Consider the following 17,391-nt stretch of genomic DNA (forward strand, 5'->3'; position numbering starts at 1 on the left):
GTAGGGGGGTGGCGGGGATTGGTCTTGGGCCGTCGGGTACTGGGCCGTCGGGTACTGGGCACCCGGGTACGGGGAGAAGACGGGAGAGGGTATCGATCTCGGCCGGTTCGCCGTCAGCCGATGGTAGGCACGCCGGGTTCGCTCGGCCAACACGGCGGACAGGTAGGCCCAGCCCGGCGTGCCGGGCGGCGGCGGTGGTGTCACGACGGCCCGCACCTGCCGGACCAGCCCGCTGCCGAGGCGTTCGAGGGCCTGCGGGGACAGCTCGTGCGCCCGGCCGAGGAACTGGCGGGCACGCAGGGCCAGAGCATCATCCAACCCGGTGAGGTCGAGGGTGGCGGCCCAGCCGACGAGCTGGGGCGGGACGGACGGCGGCGCTCCGCCAGGGCGCGGCACGTTGGCCTGCAGGACGACCGTGCCGGCGAAGACGTCCCCCAGCCGCTTCGCGTGTTTCGACACCAGCATGCTGATCACCGCGGGCAGGCCCAGCAGCAGTCCGGGACGTTCGACGACCGCCCCGACCAGACCCCGGGCGAACGCGTGCCGGAAGTGGATGGGACCTCCGTCGTCGCGGACGACGCGCAGCCCCATGGCCATCTTGCCGAGGGTCCGCCCGCGCGTCAGTGTCTCGCAGGTGACCGGATACCCGAGCACGACGCCGACGTAGACCAGCAGGAATACCGCGGCGATCAGGGCGTCGTTGTCGGGCCGCACGATCAGCAGGGCCGCGGCGCCGACCGCGTAGAGGATGTAGAGCTGGATGAGCAGGTCGAGCAGGCCGGCGATCAGACGGGAGCCCAGCCGAGCCACCCGCAGTTCGATGGTGATCGCTTCACCTGTGACGATCGCCTCACCCGTGAGGACACCCGTGCCGGCGAGACCGGCGGATCCCTTTCCCGTGACGACCTGGTTCATCTGGGCCCCCCGGGACCTCGATGGGTATCCGGACATCACCTTATGGCCTACGCCGCCCGGTTCGATCCTCCTCGCCGGGTGGTGCCGCCGACGGCGGTGAGGACGGTTCGGACGCGTGCGGCTCGAGGTCTGGGAGGATCTCGACGGGCTGGGAGGATGAGGCCGCCATGGATCTCGATGCGTACGTCGCCGTGCACCGTCCGGAATGGGTCCGGCTTGGTCGGCTCGTCGACAAGGCCGGCCTGCCGCGGCGGATGGCACCGGACGAGCTCGACGAACTGGTCGAGTTGTACCAGCGCACGGCTACCCACCTCTCGGTCATCCGCAGCCGGTCGTACGACACGACCCTGGTCGACGATCTGACGAACCTGGTGGCGCGAGGCCGGGCGGCGGTGGGCGGCGCACCCGACCCCGGCTGGCACGTCGTCGGCCGTTTCTTCGCGGTGACGTTTCCGGTGGCCGTGTACGAACGCCGATGGTGGGCTGTCGCGACGGCGCTCGGTTCCCTGCTCGTCGCGCTGGCCGTCGGTCTGTGGGTCGTGCACGACGCCGAGGTGCAGGCGAACCTGCGTGCGCCGGACGCGGTCGCGGATCTGTGCCGCCACGACTTCGCGTCCTACTACACCGAGAATCCGGCCTCGTCCTTCGCCAGCCAGGTGTGGACGAACAACGCCTGGGTGGCCGCGCAGGCGGTGGTCTCCGGGGTGCTGCTGGGTCTCCCGACCCTGCTGGTCATGTTGCTGAACGCGCTGAATCTCGGCGCCGTCGGCGGATACATGTCCAGCTGTGGGGAGAGCGGGCAGTTCTTCGGCCTGATCCTCCCGCACGGCCTGCTGGAGCTCACGGTCGTGTTCGTCGCAGGCGGGGTCGGGCTGCGTCTCGGTTGGACGATCATTGCGCCAGGTCCGCGCAGGCGGGTGGAGGCCTTGGCCGCCGAGGGGCGCGCGGCGGTGGCCATCACGATGGGGATGGCGCTCGTGCTGGCCGTCTCCGGGCTGATCGAGGCGTTCGTGACCCCGTCGGGGTTGCCCACGGCGATCCGGATCGGGATCGGCGCGGTAGCGTTCGGCGGCTTCATCGCCTACGTCCGGCTGTACGGCGGCCGGGCGGCCGCGGCCGGAGAGACCGGTGACATCGACACCGGGCGCGGCGGCGCCGACCTGCTCCCGGTGGCCTGAGCCCGGGTACACCGACTACCTGGCGCCATCTCATGGGTGGCGAGCACCATCGGTTTTCAGAACGGGGGCTCCGGCCGTGGTTGAAAGCCACTGCTCGGTGATCCTCCTGAGCTCGCCACTGGCGGTCAGTTCCGCCAGCGCGGCGTTGACGTTGCGCACCAGCGGATTACCCTTCTCGAACAGCAGGCCGAACTGCTCGGGCTCGCCGGTCGAGGGAAACTGACCGATGATGACGGAATTCTCGATCTCGGTGGCGGTCAGTTTGGACGCGGTGGGCAGGTCGACGACGATCCCGTCGATCGGGCCGTTCTCCAAGGCGGTCTCGGCCTCGTTGGTGTCGTTGAAGACGGCCGGCTGCGCCGCCGGTTTCACCTGCTTGTTGATGGCGGTCAGACTCGTCGTGCCGATCGCGGTGCCGAGCTTGGCGTTCTTCAGCCCGGCGAGGGTCGTCACGTGCGCGATACGTGAGGATCTGAGCGCCACGACGGCCTGCGCGACGTCGTAGTAGCCGCTGCTGAAGTCGACCGCCTGCCGCCGTTCCGGCGTGATCGAGATCTCGTTGATGTCGAAGTCGAAGTTCTTTGCGCCGGGTGCGAACGAACTGTTGAACGGCACGTTCACCCAGTGCACCTGCGCCGCGGTGAAACCGAGTTTCGCGGCGACGGCGTAGGCGACTGCGCTCTCGAACCCCTTGCCGCTCTCCGGTCTGCCGTCGGCGAACCACGGCTCATATGCCGGTGAGTCGGTGGCGATGGTCAGCTGGCCGGGCTTGACCAGGTGAAGGGAGGCCGACCCGGTGGTGCCCGACGAGCCCGGGGTCGAATCACCCGACGACGCTGCACAGGACGCGAGTGCCAGTACTGCCGCGACCACCAGAGCGAGAGCGGCAGGCCGCCGTGGGCGTTGCATGGAAGACCTCCTGAGATGCCCCACCCTTGCGGATGGGCGCCGGAGCGCGGGCTCTCGGGTCGCGCCGGCCTCGCGCCGGGCGGTGGGAGGGGCATGGTGTGCCTCGGCCGGCCAAGAACCACGGAAACCGGCCTCCTGGACAAGGGCGCGACGCGGTCGGTGCGATGTCCCGTGACGCGGCCTTGGCAGCGGCCATCCCCGGACCATGCTGGTCAGAGTACCGTCTACCGCCACGGAACCATCCGGGGACACCGGCCGGCCCGGCCGGCACCTCGCGAAATCACCTTCGATGATTTCGCTGAGATAGTTGTCTAGAGCTGGGGTGGTCGTCTAGAGCCGGCCGAGGGATTTCAGGGTGAGGTAGGTGTCGGTGACGGCCGCCGCGTAGCCGCTCGGCGGTGCGTCCACCACCTCGACCCCGCGGCGGCGCAGCGTCTCGGTGAGCTCCCGTCGCCGCAGCAGAGTCTGTTCGGCCGCCGCGGCCGCGTACACCTCACGGACGTCACCTCGGCCGGTCGTCATCTCGTCCACGCGCGGGTCGCGCAGCGCCGCGACCACGACAGTGTGCCGCGCGGCCAGCGTCGGCAGAGCCGGGAGCAGCCCCTCCTCGATCACCGCCGGTACCAGGTCGGTGAACAGGACGACCAGGGACCGCCGCGAAGTCCCGCGCAGCACCGTCGACACGATTCCGCCATGATCGGCCTCGATCAGGGCCGGTTCCAGGGTGGCCATCGCGTCGCTCATCCGGGCGAGCAACCCGTGATCGTGTCCGCCTGGCAGGGTGATCCGAGGAACGCTGTCGTGCGCCACGAGACCCACCTGGTCACCCGCGCGTAGCGCCACCGCGGTGAGCAGCAGCGCGGCGTCGAGCGCGTGGTCCAGGCGGGGGGTATCGCCGATTCGCCCGGCCGAGGTCCGACCCGTGTCGAGTACGCAGACGACCCTGCGGTCACGCTCCGGTCGGAAGGTACGGACGACGACGGTCCCGCGCCGGGCGGTACCCCGCCAGTCGATCAGCCGAACGTCGTCGCCGATCACATAGTCCCGCAGGCTGTCGAACTCGCAGCCGGCGCCCGCGCCGCGGATGGCGACCTCGCCCTCGACCTCCCGCAGCCGCGCGAGAGCGGCCGGCAGATGGCGGCGTGACGTGAACGGCGGCAGCATTCGGACCCGCCATGCGCAGTGATGCCGTCCCTGCCGGCCGGCGAGGCCGAGTGGCCCCAGCGAACGGACCGTGATGCGGAACGGCTCCCGGTCGCCGCGCCGGGTCGGATGCAGCGTCGTCTCCAGGAAGCGCCGCTCCCCCGCCGGAACGGTGACCCGGTGCTCCCGCGGCCGGGACCCCGAGGACGGCGGCCAGGCGTCGCGGATGTGGGCACGCACCGTGCGGGTGCCGCCGTTCGTGACGCCGAGCACCAGCGGAACGGGCTGACCCAGCCGCCCGGCGGTCGGTCCGGAGCGGCTGAACTCCAGCGTGCGGACCCCACCCGCCAGGGCGAGGTCGAGGGCGACCAAGCCCACCACCACCAGGTCGACCAGCACGAGGGTCAGGCCCGGGGCAGGGGACAGGACGACGACCAGCGCCCCGAACAGGGCCAGTGCGACGGTACGGCCGGTGATCGCCACCGTTTCCGCCTACCGGGGCACCGGAACGGTGGCGAGTACCTGTTCGAGCACGACGTCGGCCGTCACGCCGTCCAGTTCGGCCTCCGGACGGAGGCTGATCCGGTGCCGCAGGGTCGCCCGGGCCAGCGCCTTGACATCGTCGGGGGTCGCATAGCCGCGTCCCGACAGCCACGCCCAGGCCCGGGCCGTCGCCAGCAGCGCGGTGGCGCCGCGGGGGGACACCCCGAGCTGTACCGACGGTGCCGCGCGGGTCGCCCGGGCCAGATCGACGATGTAGGCCAGCACCTCCGGGTGGACTGCGACGGTGAGCACCGCGGCGCGGGCCGCCGCGAGGTCCGCTGGCCCCGCGACCGGGTGGACCCCCGCGGCGGGCAGGTCGGAGGGGTCGAACCCGTCCGCATGGTGGGCGAGGACACGGACCTCGTCGTCGCGGGGTGGCAGTGGCAGCGTCACCTTCACCAGGAAGCGGTCGAGTTGCGCCTCGGGAAGCGGATAGGTGCCCTCATGTTCGATCGGGTTCTGGGTGGCGAGGACTGCGAAGGGGGCCGGCAGCGGCCGCGGGACGCCCGCCACACTGACCTGACGCTCCTCCATCACCTCCAGCAGGGCGGCCTGCGTCTTCGGCGGAGTCCGGTTGATCTCGTCGGCCAGCAGGAGGTTGGTGAAGACCGGGCCCTCCCGGAAGGTGAACTCGGAACTGCGGTTGTCGTACACCAGCGAGCCGGTGACGTCGCCGGGCATGAGGTCCGGGGTGAACTGCAGGCGCTTGGTGTCCAGTGCCAACGCGGTCGCGAGCGTGCGGACCAGCAGCGTCTTCGCGACGCCGGGCACCCCCTCGAGCAGTGCGTGTCCCCGGCACAGCAGGGCGATGACGAGCCCGCTGACCGCCGCGTCCTGACCGATCACCGCCTTGGCCACCTCACCGCGCAGCGCGATCAGGGCCCGGCGGGCCGTCTGCGTGTCCGGTGGTGCCGGCTGCTCTCCCGGACCCGGCGCCGCGGCGGACGACGATGCGGTCGAGGGCGGGGGGGCTGTCGTCGGCGCGTCGATGCGTGGGGATGTCACCGTATGCCTACCTGTCGATCGAGCTCGTCGAGCGCGTGGGCCAGCGCCAGCAGCGCCGCGTCCTGCGTATCGCGTCGAGGGGCGCCGACGCCGGCCCGGGGAACGCCGGCCCGGGGAACGCCCGCCGCGGCGGTCCGCTCGGATCCGCCGTCGCGATACCGTCCGGTTCCGCCGGATGCCGCCCGCTGTCCGTTCTCGGCCGGGTAACGGCCTGACTGGTACCAGTCCCTGGCCCGCCCGAGGTGACCGGGCGGTCCGGCGGTCTGCGGCGGCATGCCCGAACCGTACAGGAGCGATCCGATCTCCGAGGGTGACCGTCCCGTCTGCTCGCTGGCAGTGGTCACCAGAGCGACGGGATCGGGGCTCAGGGAACCGGCAGGGGTCCAGGTCAGGGGCAGGCCCATCCGTTCGGCCAGCCGGACGCGCGTCCCGGCCCGCAGCGCGTCGGCGGTCCTGTCCCGGGCGTGTGCCGCCGCGTACAGCCGCCCGCGTCCCTCGACCGTCTCGGCCGCCCGGACGACCACCGGAAGGGGCTCCGGCACCGGCGGCCCGAGCCGCCGGCCACGCCACAGCGCCAGCAGCGCCAGGACGACGACCATGTGCAGAAAGGTCCACCAGAAGGCGGACGGCAGCAGATCCATCATGCTTTTCGTGCCGACCCCGCCGGCCCCACCCGCGTCGGGTGTGATCCAGGACAGTACGGGTTGCCGGGCGAGCAGGCCGAGGGCCAGCGCCGCGTTCCCCGTGCGACCGAGGTGCTCGTTGGTGAGGAATCCCGCCGAGCCGAGCAGCACCAGCCGCCCGCCACCGGCGCGTGGTGAGCCCGATCGGGTGGGGGTCAGCACGGCGAGGCGTGCCTCGCCGTGCGGGTCGCCGTAGCACAACGAGACCGCCATGTCGCCGAGACCGGCTCCGTCGCCCTGGCGGGTGAAGGTCTCGTCGGCGCCGATCGAGGTTGTTCCGGCCGTGGTCGCCTCGGGTAGGAGGCACCGTGGATCACTCTGCTCGCCGCTGGGCGCGGAGCCTGCTGTGACCACCCCGACATTCAGGGCACCGAGCACCGTGGCGTCCGGCGCCACGAGGACGACGTCGGCGCCCTGCCAGACCCGTCCGAGCAGGGCGATCAGCTCGTCATGGGTGAGCCGTCCCGGATGGACGACGACCAGCGTCGCCCTGCCGCCCGCCCCGGCTGGACCGACCCCGCCGCCCGGACCACCGGGGTTCGGCCCCTGCCGCCGGCCGCCGGAAGGGTTGTCCGTGGCGGACACGATGATCCCGCGTGCCCGCAGGATCTCGGCCAGGGCCCGGGTTCCTCCGGGCTCGGCGGAGGCCACGTCCAGGTAGGCCTGGCCGTCGGGCCGCCCGGCCAGCGCCGAGACGACCACGTAACAGAGGACCAGGACGCCGAGGACGGCCACCACGAGGATCCCGCGGCGCACCGCTGGGGGCCTGGGACCGCTGCGCAACGCGCTCGGCGACCCCCGCCCGGACCGGCCGCCGGCCGTCCCGCCGCCACCGAGATGGTCGCCGGTGATCGCCGGGGCGCCGGGGATGGTCATGCCGGGACCGCGAGGGTGCCCGCGCCGCCGGTGCCGTCTGTGCCGCCGGTGCTGCCCGTGCCGTCTGTGCCGCCCGTGCCGCCCGTGCCGCCCGTGCCGCCCGTGCCGCGACGCAGCTGGATCAGGGCGCGGTCGGCCTCGACCAGGACCCGGTAGCCGGCCGCGGACCCCGGGCGCCCGCCGTACCAGATCTCGCTGAAGACCTCGACCGCCGCGGCGAGCGCCGCGGCCGGCTCGAACTCCGTGCCGGGTCCACCGCCCGCCGCGCCCGTCGTCGCGCCCGGCCGGTCTGTTCCGCCCCGGGGTTGCCCGCCGGCGGGGGACGGCGCGATTCTCGCCACCTCCTCGACGAGTTCACCGGCCGTACGGCCGGGGCGCGGATCGAGCACGTCCTTCTCCTCCAGCATCCGCACGATGGCCCGTAGCCGGGACCGAACCGCCTCCGCATAGGCTCCGCCGGCGGCGTGGCCGTCCGCCTCGGCACGCAGCTGCGCCGCGGTTGACGAACTGGACAGGTCGTTATCCTCCCGCCTGATACGCGCGCTGCGGTGCACCGGGCCGAGGCACCACCGCAGCGCCACCGCCACGACGACGAGTACGAGGACGAGCGCGAAGACCCCGAGACCACCCGACCCTCCGCCGGGGCCGTCTCCGCCGGGGAGCAGCCAGTGGACCAGATCCCCGATCCTGTCGTCGATCCACCGGACCGCCCGGCTCCACCAGCTGGGTTCGGAACTTCTGTAGAGGTGCCTGGAAAGTTCCCGTCGAGCCTCCTCCCGAGCTCCGTCCCGAGTGACAGGACCGCCGAGCGTCATCCGGAGGGCCGCAGGCCGGCGGTGCGGGCGCGGGCCGCCTCGGCGAGTGTCACGTCCAGACCCTCGCGTCTGATCCTGAGGTCGACGTAGAGCAGGACGACGGCTCCGGAGACGATCGGCGTGGAGATCGCGGTGGCGAGCAGACTGCCGATCGCCTGGACGATGTAGCCGGTGATGGTGAGATCACCCCTGATCGGGTCGCCGAACACCGACTCGGAGGAGGCCATCACGATGCTGGCGGCGATGGCGAAGATCGCACCGAGGAACCCCGCCACCAGCATGGCGAGCAGCAGAATACCGAACGTCCGCCACCATGATCCACGCACGATCGCGATCGACCGTCGCAGCGCGTCGCGCACGGTGCCGCCCTCGAGGACGTACGCGGGCGTGGCCAGCGCCAGGTAGACCCCGACGACGATCGCCCCGACCAGCAGCGCGATCAGCCCCAGTACCACTGACAGCGCCACGATGACCGTGAGGCCGAGCAGGCCGGGCAGCCGCGGCGCGACCCGTCGGACCGCGTCGATTGTGGTGATTCGGCTTCCCAGGATCGCCTCGCTCACCACGACGCTGAGCACCCCGGAAAGAAAGAGCCCGAGGATGAGATCGAGACCGAGCATCGCGACGGTGATGGCGGCCCTGGCGCCCGGCGACGCGTCCTCGCCGCTGATCGCGACGGTGGTGGACACCGTCTCCACCACCGCCGCGGCCGCCACCGTCACCCCGACGGTCGCGCCGGGATTCGTGCGGATCGTGGCGAACGTGCCGTCCAGGATCTCGCCCAGAGCGAGGGGGCGCAGCGGGATGATGCCCGGTTTCGGGACGGCCGGGCCCCACCGCCACTGTCCCCACGGGCCCTGCGGGGCGCCGGGCGGCGGGGTGCCGGGCGAGGCCCAACCGGGTCCGTCGGCCATCGGTGTGTCTCCACTCGTCGCGGTCGGTGTCGAGGTGTCGAGGTGTCGAGGTAAGGATGCCGTGCTTGTGGTGGGCATGCCGCGGCCGCTGTGAGGATTCGCCGCGTGCGCGCAGCTCGTCCTCTCCCACGGAGGGCATGCCGCGGCCGCTGTGAGGATTCTGCGCTCTCGGCCAGGATGGATGCTGGCGGTGCCGGCGGAATTACGCGGTCTGGCCGGGATGTGCCGGCCGGGACGTGCCGGCCAGGCCGGCCCCACCTCGGCTGCGGGGCCGGTGGCCGACCGCGTCGCCCGGGATTGTCCACAGCCGCTTCGCGACTGCCGGGGGCGGTATCCACAGATCACCACTCGGGGCTGGTCGGCCCGCGACCTGCGGCTGATCCTTCCTGTCATGCCTCGAGCCACGTTGTCCCTGCTCACCAGGAATCTTGCGATTCTCGCTGATCTGATCATGCCGCTTGCCTGCGCCGGATGCGGCGGCTGGGGGGCGTCGGCGTGCCCGGCGTGTGTCGCCGAGCTTCGTGGTCCCGTGTTCCTCGCCGCCGCGGGCTCCCTGGCCACCCCGTGGCGGCGAGGGCTGCCGCCGTGCCTGGCCGCCGCCCGCTATGCCGACCGGGTCCGGGCGCTCCTTCTCGCCTACAAGGAGCGTGGCCGGCGCGACCTGGCCGGTCCGCTGGGCGGTGCGCTCGCCCGCGCGGTAGCGCGGGCGGTGTCGTCGGGCGCGGGGGGTGCCACCGACGTGCATCCCGGTCGCTGTCCTCGCGGGCGCGGTGTGGTGCTGGTCCCGGTGCCTTCGAACCGCGCCGCGCGGCGTCGGCGTGGTTTCGACCACCTCGAGCTGCTGTGTTCCGTGGCGGCCGCGGTCCTGCGCCGACGCGGGCACCGGGTCGGAATCGCTCCCGTGCTGCGGCCGGTGCGGCACACGGCGGACCAAGCCGGGCTGGGGGCGGCGGCACGGTTCGTCAACCTCACGGGCGCCTTCGGCCTGGTCGGTCCTGCCCGCACGGCCCGGCTGGTGCGGGCCGCCGACGATCTCTCGGACGGACCTCCCGCGGACCCGTGCATCGTCGTGGTCGACGACGTACTGACGACGGGAGCCACAGCGGGTGAGGCGGTACGGGCCCTACGAGCCGGCGCCCTGCGGGCGAGCGCCGTCGCCGTGGTGGCCGCTTCGAGCCCGACGCGCGGACGGGACCGCTTGCTCGCAATGACGGGGCCGTCGGGGTGAAACTACCAGTACGCACCGCCTGACCAGGCAGTCGGCGCAACGGCCGAGTGGCCCGACGGAGCGGGAGTGACTCTTGTCGGTCGCAGTGCACTCGTCGTGCGGATACCGGGCCGGCGGACGGAGTAGCGCCGCCGCTGAAGGGAAGGGAGCCGAATGCGGGCAGCCAGCCGCAGAACGTTGGGAAGGTGCGACAACCGTAGATAGGGCGCCCGGGGGATCGTCTCGGCCCGGCGGAGACGGTTCCCTCCGGAAGCTCCGAGACACCGGCGCACGGTCGGCAGCCTTGGCGAGGGCCGTGGGCGTCGGACAGGCGAACAGGAGGTGGATCGCGTGGACATCGTGGTCAAGGGCAGGCACACCGCGGTTCCGGAACGGTTCCGCAATCATGTCCAGGCCAAGCTCGCCAAGTTGGAACGGCTGAATTCCAACATCATCCGGGTGGATGTCGAGCTGTCGAAGGAACGCAACCCCCGGCTGTCCGACGTCTGCGACCGGGTCGAGCTGACCGTGTACTCACGGGGTCCGGTGATCCGGGCCGAGGCCGCCGCGGCCGACTGCTACGCCGCCCTCGACCTGGCCGCCGGCAAACTGGCCGAGCGGCTGCGCCGGGCCGCCGACCGGCGGGTCCGCCACCACGCCAACCACGCTGGAGCCAAGCCGACCGGGATCACCTCGGTTCCGCTCGGCAGTCTCATGCCGTTGGAGGGCACGAAGCCGGCGGCTGCCCTACCGACCGGTGCCGAGGAGGCCGGTGCCGCCGGAAGGAGTGGCAGCGGCGGATCCAGGCCGGTCGTCGCCGCCCCGGCCGACGAATCCACCGCCAGGATCGGTGCGGGCGAGCAGAGCGAGCAGGCTCCGCTGATCGTCCGGGAGAAGACCCACGAGGCGGAGCCGATGTCGCTGGAGGAGGCTCTGTCCAACATGGAACTGGTGGGGCATGATTTCTATCTCTTCCTCGATGTCGATCTTGGCCTCCCCAGCGTTGTCTACCGGCGGGTCGGTTACGACTACGGTGTCATCCGGTTGTCCGGTTCGGCGGCGGCCGGCAGGTCGGGGCCAAAAGGCGCCGACCAGCGGGACGAGCGGCCGTCGCCAACCCGAGGCGCCTTCGTGAGCTCGGCCGCCGCCGTTTAGACGATCTGAAGGCCGAGTCCGCCGGCCGACGTGCGACCATTTGCCTCGGGTGTCGGAGTACACGGCGCACCGCCCCGCGTGGAGGCACGCGGGGCGGTGCGCCGCGGGCAGTGGTCCAGGGAGGTCAGATGACGGTGGAGGAGCAGCGCTCTGAGGAGAGGCTGCCGACGCCATCGGAGGCGAACCCCATCCGGGTGCTGATCGTTGACGACCATGCGCTGTTCCGGCGTGGGCTGGAGATGGTGCTGGGGCAGGAGGTTGACATCGAGGTCGTCGGGGAGGCCGCGGACGGTGCCGAGGCGGTGACCATGGCTAAGGAGATGGCGCCGGACATCGTGCTCATGGATGTGCGGATGCCGCGCCGTGGCGGGATCGACGCCACGAGCGCCATCAAGGAGGCTGTCCCGAGTGCCAAGATCGTCATGCTGACCATCAGCGACGAGGAGGCCGACCTCTATGACGCGATTAAGGCGGGGGCCATGGGCTACCTGCTGAAGGAGATCTCTATCGACGAGGTCGCCGCGGACATCCGCGCGGTGTACGGGGGGCAGAGCCTCATCAGCCCGTCCATGGCGTCGAAGCTGCTCAGTGAGTTCGCAGCCATGATTAAGAACAAGGATGACCGTCCGCAGCTCCCTACCCCCCGGCTGACCGACCGGGAGATGGAGGTGCTGCGGCTCGTCGCCAAGGGCATGAACAACCGTGACATCGCCAAGCAGCTCTACATCAGTGAGAACACGGTCAAGAACCACATCCGCAACATCCTGGAGAAGCTCCAGCTGCACTCCAGGATGGAGGCGGTCGTGTACGCGGTACGGGAGAAGCTGCTCGAGATCACCTGAGGCCCGGTCGGGGGGCGTCACCGCGACGCGGGATCGTCCGGTAGGAGCGATCCCACCCAGCAGTCCCTCCGGTTACCGTCGCCCAGCAGCAGGGCCCGGCGCAGGGTGCCCTCCACGGTGAAACCGGCCTTCTCGGCCACGCGGCGGGACGCGAGGTTGCCCACCGCGGCCCGCCACTCGATCCGGGCCAGCCCCAGAGCTCCGAAACCCCAGCGGGTCAGCGCGGCAACGGCCTGGGAGGTCACTGCCCGCCCGCGCGCCGGCGCCGCGCACCAGTAACCAATCTTCGCGTCGCCGTCGCCGGAGAGATCCGTCAGTCCGACCGAGGCAAGGAGTTGCTCGGTCGTGGCATCCACCACCGCGAACAGCGCCCCGGTCCCGCTGGCCCAGCTCTGCGGCGACTGGCGTGAGACAAAGTCCACCGCGTGTTGGTACAGATACGGCGTCGGGACTCTCGTCCACCGGCTTATCTCCGGGTCCTGGCAGGCCAGGTGTACGGCGTCGGCGTCCCGGGGGTGCCAGGGGCGCAGATGTAGGCGGCCCGCCGTGATCTCCGCCGGTTCGAGAGGTGCCATACTCCAACCTTGCACCGGCCGCCACCGTTGCCGCCGATCCAGGGCACCCATCCGCGCTCCCGGTCGTTGGACAGTGCGGCGTGGCATGGGCGGACCATGCACGCCGTGTTGTCATCCCGTTCTGGTCGTTCCCGTCCGTACGACCCCTGGCCTCGCTCGCCGGCACCCCTTCCCGTCGCCCGCTCCTCACCGGTCCCAGCCGGAGGAACCGCGCGCGGATGGATGTTGTAGGCGGCTGTCGAAGGGCTAGCATCGTGGAGTCGGTGACCTCGCCGACGCGCCTGCCGGAGGAGTTTCGCCCGTGGTACTAGACAAGATCTTGCGTGCCGGCGAGGGCCGGATCCTGCGCAAGCTCAAGGCGATCGCCGAGCAGGTGAACCTGATCGAGGACGACTTCACCGGCCTGTCCGACGGTGAACTGCGAGGCATGACCGACGAGTTCCGCCAGCGGCTCGCGGACGGGAAGGAGACCCTCGACGACCTGCTGCCCGAGGCCTTCGCCGCCGTGCGCGAGGCTGCGCGGCGCACGCTGGGCCAGCGGCATTTCGATGTGCAGATCATGGGGGGCGCGGCCCTTCATCTCGGCAACATCGCCGAGATGAAGACCGGTGAGGGCAAGACGCTGGTCTCGACCCTGCCAACCTACCTCAACGCGCTGGCCGGTAAGGGTGTGCACGTCATCACCGTCAACGACTACCTCGCCCAGCGCGACGCCGAGAACATGGGCCGGGTCCATCGTTTCCTCGGCCTCACCGTCGGGGTGATCCATCCGCAGATGCCGCCGGCGGTCCGGCGGGCCCAGTACGCCTGCGACATCACCTACGGCACCAACAACGAGTTCGGGTTCGACTACCTCCGTGACAACATGGCCTGGAGTTCGGAGGAGCTCGTCCAGCGTGGCCACAACTTCGCGGTCGTCGACGAGGTGGACTCCATCCTCATCGACGAGGCCCGTACGCCGTTGATCATCAGCGGTCCAGCGGATCATCCGACCAGGTGGTACACGGAGTTTGCCCGGATCGCCCCGCTGCTCGAACGCGATGTCGATTACGAGGTCGAAGAGGGCAAGCGGACGGTGGCCATCACCGAGTCCGGGGTCGAGAAGGTCGAGGACCAGCTCGGCATCGAGAACCTCTACGAATCGGTGAATACCCCGCTCGTGGGCTACCTGAACAATTCGTTGAAGGCCAAGGAGCTCTACAAGCGGGACAAGGACTACATCGTTACCGACGGTGAGGTTCTCATCGTCGACGAGTTCACCGGCCGCGTGCTCCACGGTCGTCGCTACAGCGAGGGAATGCACCAGGCGATCGAGGCCAAGGAAAAGGTCGAGATCAAGCAGGAGAACCAGACCCTCGCGACGATCACGCTGCAGAACTACTTCCGGCTCTACGACAAGCTCTCCGGCATGACCGGTACCGCCATGACCGAGGCGGCCGAGTTCCACCAGATCTACTCGCTCGGGGTCGTCCCCATCCCGACGAACAAGCCGATGATCCGGCTCGACCAGCCGGACGTCGTCTACAAGACCGAGATCGCGAAGTTCGACGCCGTGGTGGAGGACATCGCCGAGCGGCACGAGAAGGGCCAACCGGTCCTGGTCGGCACCACCAGCGTCGAGAAGTCCGAGTACCTCTCGAAGCAGCTTCGCAAGCGTGGTGTGCCGCACGAGGTGCTCAACGCCAAGCACCACGAGCGGGAGGCGGCCATCATCGCCGAGGCGGGCCGCAAGGGCGCCGTCACGGTGGCGACGAACATGGCCGGTCGTGGTACGGACATCATGCTCGGCGGTAACCCGGAGTTCATTGCCCAGGCCGAGCTGCGCCAGCGCGGCCTCTCGCCGATCGAGACCCCCGAGGACTATGAGGCGGCCTGGCAGGAGGCCCTGGAGAAGGCCAGGCAGTCGGTGAAGGCCGAGCACGAGGAGGTCGTCGACGCCGGCGGCCTGTACGTGCTCGGCACCGAGCGGCACGAGTCCCGGCGCATCGACAACCAGCTGCGTGGCCGGGCCGGCCGGCAGGGCGACCGCGGTGAGTCGCGCTTCTACCTCTCCCTCGGTGACGATCTCATGCGGTTGTTCAACGCGGCCGCGGTCGAGGGCATCATGGATCGGCTGAACATCCCCGAGGACGTCCCGATCGAATCGAAGATCGTGACTCGGGCGATCCGATCGGCCCAGACCCAGGTCGAGGGGCAGAACTTCGAGATCCGCAAGAACGTCCTCAAGTACGACGAGGTCATGAACAAGCAGCGCACCGTGATCTATGAGGAGCGCCGCAAGGTCCTCGGCGGTGCCGATCTCCACGAGCAGGTGCGTCACTTCGTTGACGACACCGTCGAGGGATACGTGCGCGGCGCCACCGCCGACGGGTACCCGGAGGAGTGGGATCTCGACACGCTCTGGACGGCGCTCGGGCAGCTCTACCCGGTCGGTGTGGTGGCACCCGATGTCGATGATCGTGACGGGCTCACTGCCGATCACCTGCTCGAGGACATCCAGGTCGACGCGCAGGAGGCGTACGACCGGCGGGAACTCGACCTCGGCGACGGCCCCGACAGCGAACCGATCATGCGGGAGCTGGAGCGACGGGTCGTCCTCGCGGTCTTGGACCGCAAGTGGCGCGAGCACCTCTACGAGATGGACTACCTGCAGGAGGGCATTGGGCTGCGGGCGATGGGACAGCGGGACCCGCTGGTCGAGTACCAGCGTGAGGGTTTCGACATGTTCCAGACGATGATGGAGGGCATCAAGGAGGAGTCCGTCCGGCTGCTGTTCAACGTCGAGGTCCAGGTCGCGGGGCAGGAGGAGGCCGCCAAGTCGGTGGGCGTCGAGCCGGCCGTGTCCGCCGCTCCCGCACCGCCGGCCGCAGCCGCGACCCTGCCCGCTCCGGCGGTGCCGACGATTCCGGACGGCGCCGGTCCCGTCGCGGACGCGCAGCCCGTTCGCCCCGCGGCGGCCCGTCAGACTCCGCCACCCCCTTCACCGGTTCCGTCCGCACCGCCGCCGGTCTTCGTCAAGGGGCTCGAGCCGCGGCGGCCGACCGGTGGCCTGCGCTACACCGCGCCGTCGGTCGACGGTGGATCCGGGCCGGTCACGACCGTGGATGGCAGGTCGGGACTGGGCCGCCCGGCTGGAGACGGTGTGCTCAGCGCCGCCCGCGGCGAGGCCGGCACGGCGCAGCCCGGTGCCGGCACGCGTCCCGCTCGCAACGCACCCTGCCCGTGTGGGTCGGGCCGCAAGTACAAGCGCTGCCACGGCGACCCGGCGCGCCGCAACACCGAGTGATCCATCTCCGGGGCCGGTGGCCGCACTAACCCACCTGCAGGGTCGTCACCCGCCAGCGTCCGCTGGACGACTCCATGCGCAGCGCGAGTGCGGCCACCCGGGCACCTCGGCTGATGACCGCCGAGACCTCGGCGACTCCGGGGCGCGGTTCGCTGACCCGTACGCTGCGGACCTGACCCCGCCTGCGATCCGTGGTCTGGGCGACGATGCGTTCGAGATCGTTCTGCAGGCGGGGCGTCGTCCATCCGGCGAGATGCGAGGCCGGGCGCACCCCGCCGAGCGTCTCGACGATCGCTCTGACGATGACCACCGCCGTTTCCCGGGGCGGTGGGTTCGTCCGACTCCCGGCGGGGTGTCCCGGCCGCGGACCGGCTACCGGATCGAGACCCGGCACCGCGTGTGACGCCGCTGATCCCATGCCTGTGCCCGTGACCGTGCGCTCGGGCATGGCGAGGTACCGAGGAGTCCGATCGACCGTCGTGCCACCGGGCTCGGTCTGGCCGTCCGCACCGCCACGGCGGCGTCCGCCGCCTCCCGGGGCGGTCACGGGCCGGCCTGGACGATCGGCGGTGGTGCGTCCGGCCGGCCGCACCCGGGGTCGGGGCGGCCTTGTCGACGAGCGGGTCGGGGCGCCGGCCGACGAGGAGCCGGCCTCGTCGTCATAGGGCGGTTCGTGGGGGGTGATGGGAAGGCGGCGCATTCCGGGGGCCGGAACTGGACGCCGGGGCAGGGTCAGGGCGTAGGTGGCGGTCACGGCAGGCTCCGGAAGTGGTGGGCGGGGTCAGGGCCCGGGGGGTGGTTTCAGGCGTTGGCCGGGGAAGATCAGATTCGGGTCGTGGCCGATCAGGTCGGAGTTGGCGGCCCACCACCGTGGCCACTCGGCCGCGATCTGCTCCTGCGTCGCGTTCGGGCCGAGATGACGGGCCGCGATGGACCAGAGACTGTCGCCGCGGAGGACGACGATTTCTGCCGCCTCGACGCCGGGAGAGGTCCGGTCGGTACCCGGGAGGCTCATGGGCCTGCCCGTTCCACGAGGGGCCGGCGGCACGATCGGATCCCGGGCCGGTGCCGATGCGATCGGAGCCGCCGGTCCGGACGGTGTCGGTCCGGACGGTGTCGGTCCGGACGGTGTCGGTCCGGACGGTGTCGGAGTGATGGCCGCGCCGGGCGCGGCCGGGCTGCTCGGGGAGGTGGTGGCTGGTCGGTCCAGGTCCGGCCAGCCGGCTGTGGTCGTGCGAGCCGTGGTGAGCCGAGTGAGGGCGCCGGGGTCAGGGGCGGTGTGCACCGGGTTTCCGCCGGCGGCGGAACCCGGTGCACACCGCCCCTGACCCCGGCGCCCTCACTC

Annotated in this window: 15 protein-coding genes; 5 read left to right on the forward strand and 10 right to left on the reverse strand. The window is 71.1% G+C overall.

Features of this window, described 5'->3' with window-relative positions; translation table 11 throughout:
* Window positions 1-915: RDD family protein (locus tag AC08OO_RS16900; RefSeq protein WP_476618749.1), on the reverse strand; the 915-nt coding region annotated here is incomplete at its 3' end.
* A gap of 167 nt (window positions 916-1,082) precedes the next feature.
* Between AC08OO_RS16900 and AC08OO_RS16905 the strand changes: the two genes are divergently transcribed.
* Complete coding sequence (locus AC08OO_RS16905; RefSeq protein WP_476610778.1) at window positions 1,083-2,093, forward strand: stage II sporulation protein M; 1,011 nt, start codon at window positions 1,083-1,085, stop codon at window positions 2,091-2,093.
* 30 nt (window positions 2,094-2,123) lie between these two features.
* On the opposite strand, the gene AC08OO_RS16910 is transcribed toward AC08OO_RS16905, so the two are convergent.
* The 6 genes from AC08OO_RS16910 to AC08OO_RS16935 form a co-directional block, all read right to left on the reverse strand.
* A complete protein-coding gene (locus AC08OO_RS16910) occupies window positions 2,124-3,209 on the reverse strand; it encodes an ABC transporter substrate-binding protein (protein ID WP_476618753.1) in 1,086 nt (361 codons plus the stop codon).
* A gap of 123 nt (window positions 3,210-3,332) precedes the next feature.
* Window positions 3,333-4,628 (reverse strand): DUF58 domain-containing protein, encoded by a 1,296-nt coding sequence (locus AC08OO_RS16915; RefSeq protein WP_476607319.1) that lies wholly within the window; start codon window positions 4,626-4,628, stop codon window positions 3,333-3,335.
* A 9-nt stretch (window positions 4,629-4,637) separates the two neighbouring features.
* Window positions 4,638-5,693 carry an AAA family ATPase gene (locus tag AC08OO_RS16920; RefSeq protein WP_476610776.1) on the reverse strand — a complete coding sequence of 352 codons (1,056 nt, stop codon included), beginning with the start codon at window positions 5,691-5,693 and terminating at the stop codon, window positions 4,638-4,640.
* Entirely contained in the window at window positions 5,690-7,252 is a 1,563-nt protein-coding gene (locus AC08OO_RS16925) for a DUF4350 domain-containing protein (RefSeq protein WP_476618750.1), read from the reverse strand. The genes AC08OO_RS16920 and AC08OO_RS16925 overlap by 4 nt, the downstream gene beginning before the upstream one ends.
* Window positions 7,249-8,067, reverse strand: a complete 819-nt coding sequence (locus tag AC08OO_RS16930; RefSeq protein WP_476610774.1) for a DUF4129 domain-containing protein — start codon at window positions 8,065-8,067, stop codon at window positions 7,249-7,251. The genes AC08OO_RS16925 and AC08OO_RS16930 overlap by 4 nt, the downstream gene beginning before the upstream one ends.
* A complete protein-coding gene (locus tag AC08OO_RS16935; protein WP_476610773.1) occupies window positions 8,064-8,981 on the reverse strand; it encodes a DUF7847 domain-containing protein in 918 nt (305 codons plus the stop codon). The genes AC08OO_RS16930 and AC08OO_RS16935 overlap by 4 nt, the downstream gene beginning before the upstream one ends.
* A gap of 181 nt (window positions 8,982-9,162) precedes the next feature.
* Here AC08OO_RS16935 and AC08OO_RS16940 point away from each other — a divergent pair, with 181 nt between their 5' ends.
* The 3 genes from AC08OO_RS16940 to AC08OO_RS16950 all read left to right on the forward strand — a co-directional run bounded on the left by AC08OO_RS16940 (window position 9,163) and on the right by AC08OO_RS16950 (window position 12,185).
* Window positions 9,163-10,209, forward strand: coding sequence for a ComF family protein (locus AC08OO_RS16940; RefSeq protein ID WP_476618751.1), 1,047 nt, complete (start codon window positions 9,163-9,165; stop codon window positions 10,207-10,209).
* Between the two features lie 330 nt (window positions 10,210-10,539).
* On the forward strand, window positions 10,540-11,343 hold the full coding sequence (hpf, locus tag AC08OO_RS16945) for a ribosome hibernation-promoting factor, HPF/YfiA family (RefSeq protein ID WP_476618752.1): 804 nt from the start codon (window positions 10,540-10,542) through the stop codon (window positions 11,341-11,343).
* Window positions 11,344-11,471: 128 nt separating this feature from the next.
* Window positions 11,472-12,185, forward strand: coding sequence for a response regulator (locus tag AC08OO_RS16950; protein WP_476610771.1), 714 nt, complete (start codon window positions 11,472-11,474; stop codon window positions 12,183-12,185).
* Window positions 12,186-12,202: 17 nt separating this feature from the next.
* Here the strand turns inward: AC08OO_RS16950 and AC08OO_RS16955 are convergent, their stop codons facing one another.
* Window positions 12,203-12,760 carry a GNAT family N-acetyltransferase gene (locus tag AC08OO_RS16955; RefSeq protein ID WP_476610770.1) on the reverse strand — a complete coding sequence of 186 codons (558 nt, stop codon included), beginning with the start codon at window positions 12,758-12,760 and terminating at the stop codon, window positions 12,203-12,205.
* A gap of 301 nt (window positions 12,761-13,061) precedes the next feature.
* On the opposite strand from AC08OO_RS16955, the gene secA reads away from it, so the two are divergent.
* Entirely contained in the window at window positions 13,062-16,046 is a 2,985-nt protein-coding gene (gene secA / locus AC08OO_RS16960; protein WP_476610769.1) for a preprotein translocase subunit SecA, read from the forward strand.
* Window positions 16,047-16,071: 25 nt separating this feature from the next.
* Here secA and AC08OO_RS16965 read toward each other — a convergent pair whose 3' ends face one another.
* Both AC08OO_RS16965 and AC08OO_RS16970 read right to left on the reverse strand, forming a co-directional pair.
* Window positions 16,072-16,746 carry an Rv3235 family protein gene (locus tag AC08OO_RS16965; protein ID WP_476618754.1) on the reverse strand — a complete coding sequence of 225 codons (675 nt, stop codon included), beginning with the start codon at window positions 16,744-16,746 and terminating at the stop codon, window positions 16,072-16,074.
* A gap of 81 nt (window positions 16,747-16,827) precedes the next feature.
* On the reverse strand, window positions 16,828-17,061 hold the full coding sequence (locus AC08OO_RS16970) for a LysM peptidoglycan-binding domain-containing protein (RefSeq protein WP_232234964.1): 234 nt from the start codon (window positions 17,059-17,061) through the stop codon (window positions 16,828-16,830).
* Window positions 17,062-17,391 lie beyond the last annotated feature (330 nt).

Source organism: Frankia sp. CeCAU1, from assembly GCF_977971845.1.

Excerpts from the sequence above, each read along its gene's own strand:
- AC08OO_RS16925 (WP_476618750.1), bottom strand. The coding sequence starts at position 7,252 with ATGACCATCCCCGGCGCCCCGGCGATCACCGGCGACCATCTCGGTGGC.
- AC08OO_RS16935 (WP_476610773.1), bottom strand. The coding sequence starts at position 8,981 with ATGGCCGACGGACCCGGTTGGGCCTCGCCCGGCACCCCGCCGCCCGGC.
- AC08OO_RS16950 (WP_476610771.1), top strand. The coding sequence starts at position 11,472 with ATGACGGTGGAGGAGCAGCGCTCTGAGGAGAGGCTGCCGACGCCATCG.
- AC08OO_RS16930 (WP_476610774.1), bottom strand. The coding sequence starts at position 8,067 with ATGACGCTCGGCGGTCCTGTCACTCGGGACGGAGCTCGGGAGGAGGCT.
- AC08OO_RS16970 (WP_232234964.1), bottom strand. The coding sequence starts at position 17,061 with ATGAGCCTCCCGGGTACCGACCGGACCTCTCCCGGCGTCGAGGCGGCA.
- AC08OO_RS16965 (WP_476618754.1), bottom strand. The coding sequence starts at position 16,746 with ATGCGCCGCCTTCCCATCACCCCCCACGAACCGCCCTATGACGACGAG.
- AC08OO_RS16905 (WP_476610778.1), top strand. The coding sequence starts at position 1,083 with ATGGATCTCGATGCGTACGTCGCCGTGCACCGTCCGGAATGGGTCCGG.
- AC08OO_RS16940 (WP_476618751.1), top strand. The coding sequence starts at position 9,163 with ATGCTGGCGGTGCCGGCGGAATTACGCGGTCTGGCCGGGATGTGCCGG.
- AC08OO_RS16910 (WP_476618753.1), bottom strand. The coding sequence starts at position 3,209 with ATGGTCCGGGGATGGCCGCTGCCAAGGCCGCGTCACGGGACATCGCAC.
- AC08OO_RS16955 (WP_476610770.1), bottom strand. The coding sequence starts at position 12,760 with ATGGCACCTCTCGAACCGGCGGAGATCACGGCGGGCCGCCTACATCTG.